Below are 14760 nucleotides of genomic sequence, written 5' to 3'. Positions count from 1 at the left end.
GAGTGTGAGTGGTTTGGGTGATCTTCAAACAAATGTTTAAAAATAATAAAGATGAGAAAAAAGCAAGTAGTTTCGAGAGTATTAATGAATTATTTACAAAAGCTCAAAAATCTCATGATTTTGGACAATTTTCACTTACAAATAAAAAAGGACACTTCATTCTTTCTTACTACAACACCCTTATCGATCGGATACAACTTCAGCGTAGAGTATTACATATTTTCCAGGAGCCATCTTTTGATTTTTCTTATATAAAGAAAATTGATGATATTAAGCAGACTATCCCAATTGAGGATATTGTTATTACAGACAACATTGAAGCAATCCAAACAAAATTACTTAAAGGATATGCGATTCTGCAAATCAAGAAAAATGATAATAAGGTTGCATTAATTAATTTATCTAACGAAAAATATGACATCTATTCCAAAAATGCATTCTATTTTCTTTATTGTTATATTCCGTTTTTGTTTGTTTTTATTTATATGAAGCAAAAGATAATGAAACAGCAAAACAATGTGGTTTCCCATAATTAGAAATGGATGTTTCTTCAATGTCTATGCTGATAAATTTTTTTTGCAGGGAAACTCTATAAACAAAGTAAACTTTTATCGGTTGGAGGCCGTTAGAATGAAGGTTTTATCAATGATACAGCCTTGGGCAAGTCTTTTTGTCCTTCGTGAGGCCAAATATGAAACAAGGACATGGAGAACGAATTATCGAGGGCCATTGGCGATTCACACAAGTAAAAAAATAGATAAGGCTGTCTGCAACCATGTAGCAATCCAGGCGTTGCTTGGAAAGCATGGGTACACAAAAGAGAACCTTCCAACTGGCATGATCATTGCGGTATGCAGGCTGGAAAATTGTTTGATGGTGACTGAAAACAACCAGACGAGTACAATCCTGGAGGATGGAAGAATTGTATCAGGTAATGACTATTTTTTAGGTGATTTTCAAGTGGGAGGTTTTGCTTGGGAAGTTCAGGACATGCAGATACTGGATGAGTTTATTCCAGCGAAAGGAAAACTAGGACTATGGGAATATAATTTATAACAAGTTTTAGATAAAACTTATCCGCAGAATAAATGACACCGACTTAATTATTTGGGTGCCATTCAGTTTTTAGACCTTTTTTCACCACAACACGTATAGAACGGTTACATAAATTTCGTTAACATAAAAATACCATTTTTCCTGAATGAGAAAATGTATTTTCTTTAGTAGGAGTGATTAATTATTTTTTCAATCCAATTATTACACCCGGTATCACAAATAACATTGGTAGCCATACTGGACCCCATAACTTTCCCAGAAATACAAAGTCAGGAGATAATATTAGCACCACCTTAACGAAATTCGCGGAGAAGACAAATGGAAGATATGCATAAGTAATACCATCCCTAACTGAATCATGACAGGCGTCCCACATAGTAAAGAAATAAAGACAAGCGAGCAAAGCCTGGTAACGCTATGCTCCATAGAATAGTTTCAATGACCTTCTCTTTATTCATAAGCTACACTTACTTTATATTTCTTAAACTTTCACGATCCTCAGTTAAAGGTGGTTGCTCCATCCAACCATATTTTATTAAAAGTTGAACTCCGTCCTCCGCATACAGCTCTATCTCAGCCATGTGCTTTGTAAATTTCATGGCAAGGTCTCTTCTTTGAGAAATAGAAGCACCAGCTGCAAAATAACCAACTGCTGCGGAAACCAAAATATCAATATGATTTAACATTAATTTATCAGAATAAGGGGAAACAGTGGAATTTGTAACTTCAGATACCCATGAAGCAGGAGATGTCAATTCATCTTTAGCTAGAATAGCACTTAGTTCTCCGAATCTTTTCACAAAGTTTTTTTCCTTCTTGGAAATACTATTGTACTTATTCTGTTTGGCAACGATACCTAAGAATATAAGTTCTTAAACTATAAGAAAGATTGTGAATTAATGTACTTAAGCTAAACCAGCTAATAGTTTGTCAATATTTTTCAATAAAAATCCTAAAAATCACATGATATACTAAAAATAAGCATGCCAAATAACCTTCCTAACCTAGACTTTTGGAAGGTTTTGTATTGTTTAGTTTAATTTTTTATTTAAGCTATATCTTGGAAAGTGGAGTTGCTTTTTAAAAGTGCATATATCCACTGTAAAAGTTTATTTGCACAAGCTATTACAGCTATTTTATATGGCTTTCCTTCTTCGCGTTTTTTTATCATAAAACTCCCGTAATCGTTAATTTCGGGGGATGATATTTTCTGTCGTTTTCTTTTTGCGACAATCACGAATGGCACATTTAACAGCCATAAACAAGGCATGTCGTAATCTACTTGACCCTCTTTTAGTGATTCTATTGACGGTTCCCTTGAATCTACCAGATTCAAATATACTTGGATCAATTCCGGCAAATGCTACGAGCTTTTTAGGGTGATTAAACCGATCAATCTCACCGATTTCAGAAATAATCGTTGCCGCGATTTTTTCTCCGATACCAGGGATTGATTGGATAATCTTATATTCTTTGATTTCTTTTGCTAAAGCATCTATCTCTTCCTCAAACGTAGATAGGAGCTTATGGTATTCTAAAAGCATTTTAATATACATTTCTAGGGTTAAAATATGACTTTGATATAAGGTTTCCTGAAAAGGATTCCTTTTTGCTGCAGCTATTAGTTTCTTTGCTTTTGTTTCAGCCCACTTATAAGAACGACTTTTACATAACTCATTGATTTTAGCTCCTAAAGTATCTTCGGCAGATGTTAGTACATCGTTAGATGTAGGGTACTCTAATAAAGTTTGTAAGGAAACAACAGAATATAAGTCCCCAAAAACACCTCTAAATTCGGGGGAAAACCTGATCAAGGACAGCTTGGAATTGCAGTTTTGTTTGAACAACAATCCCGGTTAGGTTTTCGTGTTGTCTCGTTAGATTACGAAGATTTAAGAGTTGAATTCCTCGTTTTTTATAGGGTTCTAAGTCCTCCTTATAGTACAGTTCGCAAAGATGATTAGCATCGATTATGCCTGTTTTTACTTTGCGTAAACTTGAACTCTTCGCCCGATAAGAGATTAATGGATTAACAATGATTAATAAATAATTTCTGTCCTCAAAAAACTGAACAACGGGTGTATGATAATGCCCTGTAGCTTCGAGTACAATTGGAGGTTTAACCCCTGTTAAACTCTCAATTTCTCTAAGAAATTGGTATAATTCATCTAGTCCTTCAAGGGTATGTGCTACTTTAAAACTTCTTTTGTATGGATTTTTCTTTTCCAAGTAAGCTTGAACCAGACTTTCACCTTTAGCTACATCCAGACCAACGACTGGATTCATTTTTAAATCTCCTCTTTCAATAAATAAATTCACCGGTACCCCTAATCCTTCTTGCAGTATCATAGCTTCGCTTGTTATACGAGATCTATGTCCCAACCAGCCTCAAACATGTTTCTACAAGTAGGGGGCGAACCCGTTTAGCTGACGGGATCCAAGTCCCACGGGTGCTTACGTTCTACCCCGGCTACCGATATCATAAAACGATATAAAAAAAGTTCAACCAGAAATATCTGGCTGAACTTATAATACGAACAGGTGCTTTAGTTAAATAAGGTTTTTGTATTCCTAATAAAGAAATTCGTCATTTACAATGGCGAGTTTTGCTTTTTTTATTTACCAATAACGATGCCAATACGACGGTCATTTCGGCACGTATTTTTAGAAAGGCACCTCAAAACGGAGCCCTTTATTTAGCAAAGGAGGCATTTTTATGTCTGAACTAAGCAAAAGAAGAGGGATAAGAACCGTTGGAAACCAGTCGATTCAGACTTTGTGCATGCGGCATTTTGATTATAATTCTTAAAAAACCTTCTTTTTAAGTTTATTCGCTAGATTACCAGCTAGCTAGAGGAAATAATGTATGTGATTTCGTTTCTGGACATGAGGAAGGAATACATGATTTTTCCAGCTATTGCGGGGTATTATAAGAGGTGAGGTGAAGAATTCGAGTCGGGTCCTGATTTTTATTTGACATGACAGGCATTGGCCAAGATGTATTACTTGAAGCCAATCAAGTCTTTATATATAAAATTAGAGTAGGAAATAAATTAGAAAAGGTGAGAACATGAGTCAATTATCTGAGTTGTTATCAAAGCAACATAATCAAAATGTCGAGGAATTAAAAGAATGGCTCCGGATTCCAAGCATCAGTTCCTTATCGGAGCATAAAGAGGACATTCAAAAAGCAGCTTCATGGATTGCCAACGAATTAGAAAGCATTGGAATGGAACATGTTGAAATTGTCCAGACAAAAGGTCATCCGATTATCTATGCGGACTGGCTTCATCAGGAAAACGCCCCAACAGTCTTAGTGTACGGCCATTATGACGTACAACCTGTTGACCCTGTTCATTTATGGGAAACCCCTCCGTTTGAACCAACGATCCGTGATGAAAAGATTTATGCCAGAGGGGCAACCGATGACAAAGGTCAGACATTCTTACATATTAAAGCAGTCGAAACACTATTGAAATTACAAGGTAAATTACCGGTAAACGTGAAATTTTGCATCGAAGGTGAAGAAGAAATTGGAAGTCCTCATCTTCCGCCGTATTTATCCGAAAATAAAGAGAAATTATCCTGTGATGTAGTTGTTATTTCTGATTCTGATATGTGGGACAGAGGCGTCCCTGCCATCACCTATTCTTTAAGAGGTCTTTGTGCACTGGAGCTTACCCTTCATACCGCTAATTCTGATTTGCACTCGGGCATGTTCGGCGGGGGAGTCCAGAATGCCAACCATTTATTGGTACAGTTGCTTTCGACCCTTCATGATGCAAACGGAAAAGTAAATGTTGATCATTTTTATGATGATGTCGTGGAACTCTCTGAATTTGAAAAGGAACAGATTAAAGCGTTAGGATTTAATGAAGAAAAATTGAAAAATTCTTTAGGATTAACAGATTTAACGGGAGGGGAAAACAATTTTCCTTACCCTGAAAAAATCAGTTCCCGGCCAACATTAGAAATAAACGGATTGTGGGGCGGATTTCAGGGAGAAGGTACAAAAACCGTCATCCCGAACGAAGCACATGCCAAAATCACCTGCCGTCTAGTCCACAATCAAAACCCTGAAAAAATTCAGGAATTGATCAAAAAGCATCTTGAGGACCATGCACCAAAGGGTTGTACGGTAAAGGTGTCTCTTGGCGATACGGGGAATCCATTCTTAACGCCGATTGACAGTCCGATGATTCAAAAAGCGGCTGAAGCTTACGAAACCGTTTATGGGAAAGCGCCGGTTTACAAAAGAGAAGGTGGTTCGATTCCTATTGTATCGGATTTTAACCAAACCCTTCAGGCTCCTGTTGTCTTAATGGGATTCGGTTTGCCAGATGAAAATCTTCATGCTCCAAACGAACATTTTAATTTGGAAAACTTTGATAAAGGGATCTTAACCATTTGTACCTTTTTAGAACTTCTTAAGAAGTAAAATAGTGCCTGCCACAACTCCAATATTCAGGTTGTGACAGGCATTTGTATTTAGCTGCCAAACATTCGATAAATCTAATAAAAAATCTACCCAACCAGTGTATGTAAGTAAAAATAGTGAATAGGATAAGTTAAATTCGTAAAGGTGCGCCATTTTTGGTGCACCCTTTTTTATATAATTCAGTTTGTAAGACAAAATCATAAATAAATGAGGGGGAAAATTTATGAAGAGATATACCTATATACTATTTGTGCTAATGATTGCTTTTGTTGCTGGGTGTTCATCTGAAAAACAAGCAAACCAAAACAAGGAAAAAGAAGATAAAACGAACGAGCAAGTTGACGTGGACAAAGGTCTTTTGAGTGTAAAACTTACTTTGCCAGCTTCCATGTTTGAAGGTCAAGATATAGACCAAGTTATCGCAGATGCTAAAAATGAAGGGATAGAAGTAACAAAAAATCAAGATGGTTCCCTTACTTATAAAATGTCAAAAGCCCAACATAAGAAAATGATGAAAGAAATGAAGGAAAACATCGTCAAAAATGTTGAAGAAACAAAAAACAGTAAAGACTACGCCTCTATAAAAGATATAACATATAACGATGATATCTCGGAGTTTACTGTTGAAGTGGATAAAGCAGCTTATGAAAACAGTATGGATGGTTTTGTGGCCTTGGGACTGGGGATGTCCGGCATGATGTATCAGCTATTCAATGGTGTAGACCCAAATCATTATAAAGTAACGATTTATATAAAAGACCAAGCTTCTCAAAAAGTGTTTGACCAAATCGTTTACCCTGATGCCTTAAAAGAAAAAAGTAACCAACAATAATATTTTATTGAAATTATTTGTATTAAGAATCGAATTATAGGGAGTGGAAAACATGAAAAACAAGGGAAAAAGAATACCCGGCTTACTTTTAACCACAGTATTAACCATTATGGTTCTTGGAGCGTGTGGACAGGATACGAAAGATATCACAGTAAAAGACGATACAGGAAAAAATGAAACAGCCCAAAAACAGGATGAAACGCAGAAAGAGGAACAGGCACCCTCTAAATTAGGTTCTCGTACCAATCCAGTGCCATTTCAGAAAACGGCCACGATCGATGATGAATTATACAATGATCAAGGCGATGCTTTCCCGATTAAATTTGATTTAACGGTTGAAGAAGTTACACGTGGAGATGCTGCCTATCAAAAACTAAAAGCAATGAATGAATTCAATGAACCTGCACCACAAGGCTATGAATGGATGTTAGTAAAAGCAAAAGTAAAGTTTGTTAAATCCGAAACCCAAGACTTATCTTTTAACATTGATGGAATTATGAATTTTGAAATGGTAAGCGAAAGTGGAGATATATATAGTGGTGATGGTGATATATTTGGAACAACCGAACCGGCATTTAGTTTTGAAATGTATGTCGGGAATGAAAAAGAAGGATATATTGCCAATTTAGTGAAAACAGGCGAAAAAACACAACTTCGTTATGAAGAAATGGTTGGTGGTCAAGTTTTCTTTAATTTACAATAACAACCCTATAATAAAAATGTAAAAATGACTCAGTAACCAAGAGCAGATGGAGATCACTTTAAAAAGTGGGGATTTACCAAAGAATTAGCTCAGTTCACCGTGAACTGAGTTTTTTTCTATAAAGGTAAATACGTAGTTTCATTTGCTATTATTCCATTTTATCATCTGGTTCTTTTCAGTTCCGCTAACTAGAATGAAAGAGTAGTGACTAATCCATAGATTACCAATGTCGTATAATGTAGTATAATTTTAGAGAATATTTTACCTTTTTGAAGGTGTTTTTTTGATTTGTGTCTTCTCTAGATAAACGAAAAATGGAGGTAATGAATATTGAAATCACTGAAACGAATGCTCTATGAATTAACAATGGATAAAGACTTTGTCGCCTTAAAATTCCTGATTGATCGTCCGAATGTCTTCCATGTCGTTGGGGCTACCCATTTAGAAACATGGCATTCAAGGTTCTTATCCTGGCTTTTGGATCCGACAGAAAGACATATGCTAGGATATTATCCTTTTCAGAGATTCTTAATGGCCGTTGCCGAATCGGCTGATGAAAATTTAGATGATATTACCGATATAGCAATGCTGAATGTGAATCAATTCAGAAATCCTGAAGTCATTGCTGAGAAGGATATCAACAAATTAGATATCGACGAACAGGAAACAATCGAGGAAACAGAAAAAAATGATGACAAAGGAAGGCTGGATGTCTTTTTTAAGGTAAATATCCTCGATGAAACGGATTCTGGCGTGGAAAAAAAGTTAATCCTCGCTGTTGAGCAAAAGGTTTATGCAAGAGTAGACGTGAATCAATGCAATAAATACTTAAGAAAGTTCGAAGAGAAATTCAAAGAAGAAACGTTCCTGCTTGTAGGCTTGGTACCAAAAAGCCAAATCAAAGAAACAAATGAAGCTACATTTGGCAGTTCAAAATGGTTTGGAATCGATTATCAGCAATTAGTAGACATTGTTCTTATGCCTTGTCTGGAAAACCCTGATTTAAGTATTTACGCCAAACCCATCATTCAGCAGTATGTAGATGCCTTACGGATGCCTTATAAAGGGAAACGTGAAAAATTAGCGACAATTGAAGAGGAACGCACACTAGTTCGCTCCATTTATGATCGTTTTGAAGATGTTTTTAAAGCAATTACGAAAATATCACATGAAGAGGACAGTGAAGAAAGAAACTATGTTAACACTGTCGTGAACGAAACCTACGGTGAAGTTTTTAGAACCATCAAATGGATCCTCACCGAGGAAAACGATGTAGAAGAGGTATGGAATTTTTCGACACCATTCCAAAGAAACATAATTAAAAGATGGGACGAGTTAACTATAGTCATTAATTATGAGAATGAAGCAACAGTTATTAATGGAGAAAATGTTCCAGCACTTTGGAAAAAGACTTTACAGTGGATTGAAGAGAATAAACTCCCGCTTCGTCAGCTTGTTGAAGAAGGCTTTATTCTTGGAGCCGGAAATAAAGGAAAGCGTTATGCCATTGCCTTTCAGCCAGTCCATAAAGACAGAAAAAAATTCGCACAAATTCATACATACGAATCCATTATAACCGGGGAGACCTACTACATTGAAACCAAAATTAATCCCGAAAGTTGTATGAAAACCATTTCTAAACTACTAAAAACGTTAGGTGTAGAGGTCGAAACTCCACTGCTAGAAACGGTGTAGATTCATAGGGACGGTTAATTAAATGCGAGAATCGGAAGTTTTGCACGTGATAATGCCCGACTAGCGTTGTAGGAGGGTTGGGAGAGGAATTTTCTTACATTTTTGAGGATCCTGAAGTAATTGTAGTGATTAGAGTAAATTCTTTTCTGAGGGCAAAGTGCATTTAAAGAGAACACGTTCCTACATTTAAGGTAAGTAAGAGGGGAGAATCTATGGCATGAAAACTGTCAACCAATTAATGGATCATGAACATATCAATTGGGTTCGATTGGAAATGTTAGTACGTGAAACGATTCAAGGGATCCCAAATGATACAATGAAGATCAAGAAATTTTCTGAAGGTTATTCAAATCATACCTACTTACTGACAATTGGGGACTGGGAAGCTGTGTTAAGGAGGCCCCCATTCGGTGAAATTCCTGCGAAGGCACATGATATCAAGCGAGAGTATACGATTCTTTCCAGATTGCATGGAGTCTATCCGCTTGCCCCAAAACCATATTTATATAAAGAGGACTCTTCCATTATGGGGAGACATTTTTATCTGATGGAAAAAAAGCAAGGGGTAGTAATCAATCAAAGTATTCCTGAGAACTATGGTTCCTCTGAGCACATTGGACCTTCCATTTCAAAAAGTATTATTAATAGTCTAGTAGAGCTTCAACAGGTCGATTATAAAAAAGTGAATTTAATGGATATCGGGATGCCGGAAGGATTTTTAGAAAGGCAGGTTCATAGCTGGATTAAACGCTACCGTCTGTTCAAGACGGATGAAATGGCAGGAGTAGAGGAACTGGAGGCATGGCTGATCAATAATATGCCGACAACCGACGATACGACGATGGTTCATAACGACTTTAAACTCAACAACCTTGTCTTGGATCCGCATGACCCTGGTGTGATCAAAGGAGTTCTTGACTGGGAAATGGCCACCATCGGCGACCCGATGAGTGATATCGGAGCCCTGTTAACATATTGGGGGGAAGCAAGCGATCCCGACATGGGCATTTCGGTGGTTACAAACCAACCCGGCTTCTTCACAAGAAGGGAAATGGCCGAACGATATGCTCAGGTGAGCGGTCGTGATATCACAGATATCGAATATTATGTAGCATTTAGCTTTTACAAGCTTGCCATTATCCTTCAGCAGCTTTACTACCGCTGGAAAAAAGGTGAGACAGACGACGTTCGGTTTTCGAAAATGATTATTCCAATTGCCAATTTATTTGATTTGGCCAATTTAACACGGACAAATAAAATATTGTGAAAATGCCATAGGGACGGTTCTCATGGTCAAAGGGTTTTAGGTGAAATCAGACCATAATCGACCCAACACGGCTTGGGTTAAAAAATTAGAGTAGAATCCAGAGGGTCAGTTCTTGTGGTCAAAAATGATATTAGGTTTCAGACCACAGGAACCGTCCTCACAGCTTTCCGCATTGCTTTTCAACTCCATTGCAGTGTCCCCATTCCTGCCACCTGCATTTTATTAATTTCCATTTAGTAATTGAACTTGTTAAAATTCTGGGTGTCCAGACACTCGTACGTTCCCAGGGAGCTGCTATAAATATGACTAAAAAAGGAAAGGGTAATTTGTAGAATTAATGAATAAGACGATTGAAATGATATCATGGACCTTCAGTACCTTCTGTAAATAAAAATGGTAGACGAACGATATGATGTAAAAACATTTGGAATTACGCCAAAATTTTAGTTTTCTTTCTAAATTATGAACTATTGTCCAATAAATTAACGATTCTGTTCAATAATTGGACACTGCTATTCTAGCATGAACATGAGTATGTAAGGAAAGATAGTCTTTAATGCATGAATATTACAAGTATATAATTGACCGATATCAATCCTTTATAGTGTACAAATGTAGGAGTAAGTTTTCATATTCAAAACGATTTAAGTTGTGGTTATGCTAGCTAAAGAGATATGGTTTTAAAAACTCTATTATTTATTGTCAATTCTCTGTTAACCAAGCCAAAAGAGGAAGTTTTAAGTTCTGAACTGAAGGGTGTAATTGAAGGATACACAAAAAGTATTTGAACCATGCTCGTGCTCAGCTGCTCAGTCCTTCATTAATTGTTTTTTTCATTAAGTACCGGCGAACAGTCCAGAACTGCTCGCTTTTTCTTATTTACACGGACTTATGAACCTTTAAGGGGAGTATTATTTTATTTCCGATGCAAAGGTATATGATTTCGTTTGAACGTGTTTGGAGGGATTCTCAACAAAAAAACGCAAATTTGTATTTTAGTTATTTTATTTCACGAATAAAGCAACGACCAATGTATTGAAATCTCATACCTTGGGAAAATAAGCCATATGATATTTACTATCTTTACGCTAAATAATCAAACTAAGGCAAATTCCTAAAAGATAGTTGGTGAGAAGAGATGCCTTTAAAGGACGCAAAACGGGCAGCTAGTCATAAGACGATTCAAGAGGTTTATCAGCAGGCAAAGAAATCAAGCGATTTTTTTCAATTTTCTCCCTCTCAGCTTGAGGATTCCCTGCTTATCAGTTATTACAAGTCTATGGTAGATGCTAAAGCGATAAATGAGCGCTTACTTCCAGTATTAAAAGAGAACGGTAAAAAAGTTAAGTCTCTTCAAGAATTGGAACAAATCATTCCCTTTGAAGAGATTGAATATTCAAAAGACCCAAACGACATTGAAAAGAAGCTTATTAAGGGTTTTGTCACGATTCAATTAAAGGATCTTAAAGAGTTGCTTATAATAAATATTCAAAATGATGAACTTGGATATCGCAAAAACAATGAAACTGAGAATGAATTTAGCGTCATTGGCCCGAAAATCGGTTTTATCGAAAACATTAATGTCAATATCCATTTGTTAAGAAAAAAAATTGCTGTTCCGGAATTAGTTTTTGAAGAAATGAAACTGGGCACTCTATCGAAAACAGAAATAGCTGTTGCCTATATAGAGGGGGTAACAAACCCGCAATATGTCCAGACGGTCAGACAACGAATAAAGGATATTGACTTTGATGTCATCTTTGACAGTTCACAAATTGAACAGATTTTTTCGGATAATTCTAACACTCCATTTCCGATATTTTTATCAACTGAGAGAATCGATCGAGTCGTATATGCCATGATATCAGGGCAAGTTGCTATATTTGCGAACGGGTCACCATATATAGTAACAGGACCATCTACTTTATTAGATTTTTTTATATCACCCGAAGATTACTATCTGACATGGATATTAGGTTCCTTTTTTAGGATTATCAGAATTCTAGGTGTTTTTTTTTCTATGTTTTCTACTTCGTTATATGTAGCCATACTGACCTTTCACTATGAGGTAATACCAGGAGATTTGCTTCAACCATTAATTAGCTCGAGGGCACATGTACCATTTCCTCCCTTCTTGGAAGCAATATTCCTAGAAATAACAATTGAACTATTACGTGAGGCAGGAGCAAGACTCCCTACGAAGATTGGACAGACGCTAGGGATAGTAGGGGGCATTGTCATTGGACAAGCTTCAGTTGAAGCAGCTTTAACGAGTAATATCTTACTGATAATTGTCTCATTATCCGCTCTGGCTTCCTTTACTACTCCCATATTTAAGATGTCTAATGCAATCCGTCTTCTCAGGTTCCCGTTAATTATACTAGCTGCTTTATTAGGCGGATTTGGCATTGCAATTGGATTTGTGCTTCTTCTTAGTCACCTATTAAAATTAACGTCATTAGGGAACCCCTATATGGTTCCTCTTTATCCGTTTAGATTCAATAGCTTCCGAGATAGTTTTTTACGTTCTTCCTACAAGAACACAACCAATCGAAGTCCTTTTTTAAGACCTCTTTCTCTTGTCAGATATAAACCTAAAGAAAATAAGGATGATTCTAATGAATGGGCCTAAGGGAAAATTGCTTTTGACTTCCTTTTCTGTTTTATTAACTTTGTCTGCTTGTAATAATCCTAATAATAAGACAATTGATAATATACAAATTCCTTCTGTTTTAGGATTAGATAAAGGAAAGGAACGTTATATTGGAACCGTTCTATATACTGACTATACAAAGGAAGAGGAGCAGGGAGAAGCTACCACCTTAACAGGTACTGGAATGAATACAAGGACAATCCTGAAAGAGATCGATGAGCAGTCTTCAAAACCGGTTGAAATTGGAAAATTGAGTTTATTGGTATTTGGCAAGGAATTAGCCGAAGATGGGATCGCCTATTTTGTAAAGACAATTTGCAGGGACCCGTTAATTGGCAGCAATATGTTTGTGGCTGTTACCGACGGTAAATCAGGTGAGTTATTACAGCATAATAAAGGCAACAGTAGTGACCATATCGTTAACCTAATTGAGCATAGATATAAGAAGGATGAATTACCTCTACCGAATATGCATAGTTTTTTATTTGATTATTATGGTGAAGGAAGAGATAATGCCATTCCTCTTTTAAGGGTAAACTCCAGGGGCAAAATAACCATTGAGGGATTATCGGTATTTAAAAAAGATAAACAAATTACAGCACTCAATAAAAAAGAGACGTTCATATATAAATTACTAAGAGGGGAAATGATGAGGGGAGAAAGTGTATTTAACATCAAGAATGAAGGACAAGAAGGAACAATTGTCTTTACCGTTTTATACGGGGAGAATAGAAAACGATTCAAAAGTAATCCATCGGTACCAAAGGTTCACTTTCATATGGAGTTACAAGGTATGGTGAAGGATTACCCAACTTGGTTAGACCTAAGAAAAGATAAAAAAAAATATTTGTTAAAAAAACAATTGGAAGAACAAGTGGAACAAGAATGTAAAAAACTTCTTCATAAACTGACGGCCAATAAAGTAGATCCACTTGGTATAGGTGATTTGGTAAGAGCCAACTCTAGAGATTGGAATGAGAAAGATTTTTATGAAAAGATATATCCAAATGTTCAATATGATATTGACCTAAATATCGAATTAACTCGGGCAGGGATAGGGGAGTAAGGTGATGGATTATGAGCAAGGAATTAAAGGAAAGTATAACAGTCTCTCCCTTTTTTTTATTTTTTCTCATCCATGGGACCCAAACGGGTGTGGGATTACTTGGATTTCAAACCAAGTTATTTAGTGGTGCGGGACAAGATGCATGGGTATCAGTCCTTTTAGTGGGAGTGGCTTTCCATGTTATTGGAGTGTTAATGTATTTTTTATTAAAGCATGCAAAAAACGGAGATATCATATCACTGCACAAGGAATTGTATGGCAGATGGATGGGGAATATATTAAATCTTCTACTATATTGTTACTGCATAGTAATCGTTTCGATTGTAATCAGGTCTTACTTAGAAGTGTTGATGACATGGGTATTTCCAAGTACGCCTTTATGGATATTATCTTTCATTCTTTTACTTGTTATTGTCAATATTGTTAAAGGCGGGTTTCGGGTTATTACAGGAATATGCTTTTGGGGAGTAATCTTACCTTCGTTTTTATTCTTTTCACTGTATTTTCTTATTAAGTACGCTCATTGGTCCAACTTATTACCGCTATTCAATCATGGGATACATGATTATTTTGTTTCCGCAAAGGAAAGTATGCTGAGCTTTCTTGGTCCAGAATTTTTGCTTATATACTATCCATATATAAAAAATAATATGAAATCCCAAAAATGGTTTCACTTTGGCGTAGGCTACACGACCTTGGTTTATGTTCTAGTAACCCTGTTTACATTTGTATACTTTAGTCATGGGCAGCTATTACATACGGTTTGGCCCACTTTAATTATGTCCAAAATTATACGCTTTCCGTTTATTGAAAGGTTTGAATATGTTTATATTTTTACTTGGGTTTTGGTCTTTTTACCGACATGTTGTATCGCGGTTTGGGGGGGAGTACGAATACTAAAAGAATCCATTGGGATTAAGCCGAATATAACCTTGTGGGTTTCAATCATACTTATTGAAATAATCGTTACACTCTGCAAAGATACGATTGATGTCAACAGAGTTGAGTCCTTAACCATTATTTTTAGTTTCATTTTTCTTTTTATTTACT

General features: G+C 36.2%; 11 protein-coding genes and 1 pseudogene. 10 read left to right on the top strand and 2 right to left on the bottom strand.

All coding sequences use genetic code 11. The features are described 5' to 3' along the window. Positions 1-32 precede the first annotated feature (32 nt). Together V7161_RS20890 and V7161_RS20885 are read left to right on the top strand one after the other, a co-directional pair. Positions 33-536: a hypothetical protein gene (locus V7161_RS20890; protein ID WP_335714800.1), complete on the top strand. Its 504-nt coding sequence runs from the start codon at positions 33-35 to the stop codon at positions 534-536. Between the two features lie 94 nt (positions 537-630). Beyond that, positions 631-1056 (top strand): ASCH domain-containing protein, encoded by a 426-nt coding sequence (locus tag V7161_RS20885; RefSeq protein WP_026566623.1) that lies wholly within the window; start codon positions 631-633, stop codon positions 1054-1056. A 467-nt stretch (positions 1057-1523) separates the two neighbouring features. On the opposite strand, the gene V7161_RS20880 is transcribed toward V7161_RS20885, so the two are convergent. Both V7161_RS20880 and V7161_RS20875 read right to left on the bottom strand, forming a co-directional pair. After that, positions 1524-1880, bottom strand: a complete 357-nt coding sequence (locus V7161_RS20880; protein ID WP_335714802.1) for a DUF3231 family protein — start codon at positions 1878-1880, stop codon at positions 1524-1526. A 224-nt stretch (positions 1881-2104) separates the two neighbouring features. Further along, positions 2105-3342: pseudogene (locus V7161_RS20875) on the bottom strand (IS110 family transposase). A gap of 784 nt (positions 3343-4126) precedes the next feature. Here V7161_RS20875 and V7161_RS20870 point away from each other — a divergent pair. The 8 genes from V7161_RS20870 to V7161_RS20835 form a co-directional block, all read left to right on the top strand. Continuing rightward, positions 4127-5494: a dipeptidase gene (locus V7161_RS20870; protein ID WP_335714799.1), complete on the top strand. Its 1368-nt coding sequence runs from the start codon at positions 4127-4129 to the stop codon at positions 5492-5494. 223 nt (positions 5495-5717) lie between these two features. Then, positions 5718-6326 carry a hypothetical protein gene (locus tag V7161_RS20865; RefSeq protein ID WP_335714798.1) on the top strand — a complete coding sequence of 203 codons (609 nt, stop codon included), beginning with the start codon at positions 5718-5720 and terminating at the stop codon, positions 6324-6326. Between the two features lie 52 nt (positions 6327-6378). After that, positions 6379-7029 carry a hypothetical protein gene (locus tag V7161_RS20860; protein ID WP_335714797.1) on the top strand — a complete coding sequence of 217 codons (651 nt, stop codon included), beginning with the start codon at positions 6379-6381 and terminating at the stop codon, positions 7027-7029. 330 nt (positions 7030-7359) lie between these two features. Then, entirely contained in the window at positions 7360-8724 is a 1365-nt protein-coding gene (locus V7161_RS20855) for a PD-(D/E)XK nuclease family protein (RefSeq protein ID WP_335714796.1), read from the top strand. Positions 8725-8941: 217 nt separating this feature from the next. After that, the gene (locus tag V7161_RS20850; protein ID WP_335714795.1) at positions 8942-9991 is read left to right on the top strand and encodes a phosphotransferase family protein; all 1050 of its coding nucleotides are present in this window, start codon (positions 8942-8944) and stop codon (positions 9989-9991) included. A 1138-nt stretch (positions 9992-11129) separates the two neighbouring features. After that, complete coding sequence (locus V7161_RS20845; RefSeq protein WP_335714794.1) at positions 11130-12623, top strand: spore germination protein; 1494 nt, start codon at positions 11130-11132, stop codon at positions 12621-12623. Further along, positions 12610-13710, top strand: coding sequence for a Ger(x)C family spore germination protein (locus V7161_RS20840; protein WP_335714793.1), 1101 nt, complete (start codon positions 12610-12612; stop codon positions 13708-13710). The genes V7161_RS20845 and V7161_RS20840 overlap by 14 nt, the downstream gene beginning before the upstream one ends. Positions 13711-13721: 11 nt before the next feature. Then, the coding region (locus V7161_RS20835) for a GerAB/ArcD/ProY family transporter (RefSeq protein ID WP_335714792.1) at positions 13722-14760 on the top strand (1039 nt) is incomplete at its 3' end.

The sequence above is a fragment of the Neobacillus drentensis genome, from assembly GCF_036965425.1.
Classification (GTDB): Bacteria; Bacillota; Bacilli; order Bacillales; family Cytobacillaceae; genus Neobacillus; species Neobacillus drentensis_F.
Note: the sequence above shows the minus strand (reverse complement) of the source record. Positions and strands in the feature narration are given on the sequence as shown.

Coding starts and splice junctions, on each gene's coding strand:
- V7161_RS20890 (WP_335714800.1), top strand. CDS start 33: ATGTTTAAAAATAATAAAGATGAGAAAAAAGCAAGTAGTTTCGAGAGT.
- V7161_RS20885 (WP_026566623.1), top strand. CDS start 631: ATGAAGGTTTTATCAATGATACAGCCTTGGGCAAGTCTTTTTGTCCTT.
- V7161_RS20870 (WP_335714799.1), top strand. CDS start 4,127: ATGAGTCAATTATCTGAGTTGTTATCAAAGCAACATAATCAAAATGTC.
- V7161_RS20865 (WP_335714798.1), top strand. CDS start 5,718: ATGAAGAGATATACCTATATACTATTTGTGCTAATGATTGCTTTTGTT.
- V7161_RS20860 (WP_335714797.1), top strand. CDS start 6,379: ATGAAAAACAAGGGAAAAAGAATACCCGGCTTACTTTTAACCACAGTA.
- V7161_RS20850 (WP_335714795.1), top strand. CDS start 8,942: ATGAAAACTGTCAACCAATTAATGGATCATGAACATATCAATTGGGTT.
- V7161_RS20845 (WP_335714794.1), top strand. CDS start 11,130: ATGCCTTTAAAGGACGCAAAACGGGCAGCTAGTCATAAGACGATTCAA.
- V7161_RS20840 (WP_335714793.1), top strand. CDS start 12,610: ATGAATGGGCCTAAGGGAAAATTGCTTTTGACTTCCTTTTCTGTTTTA.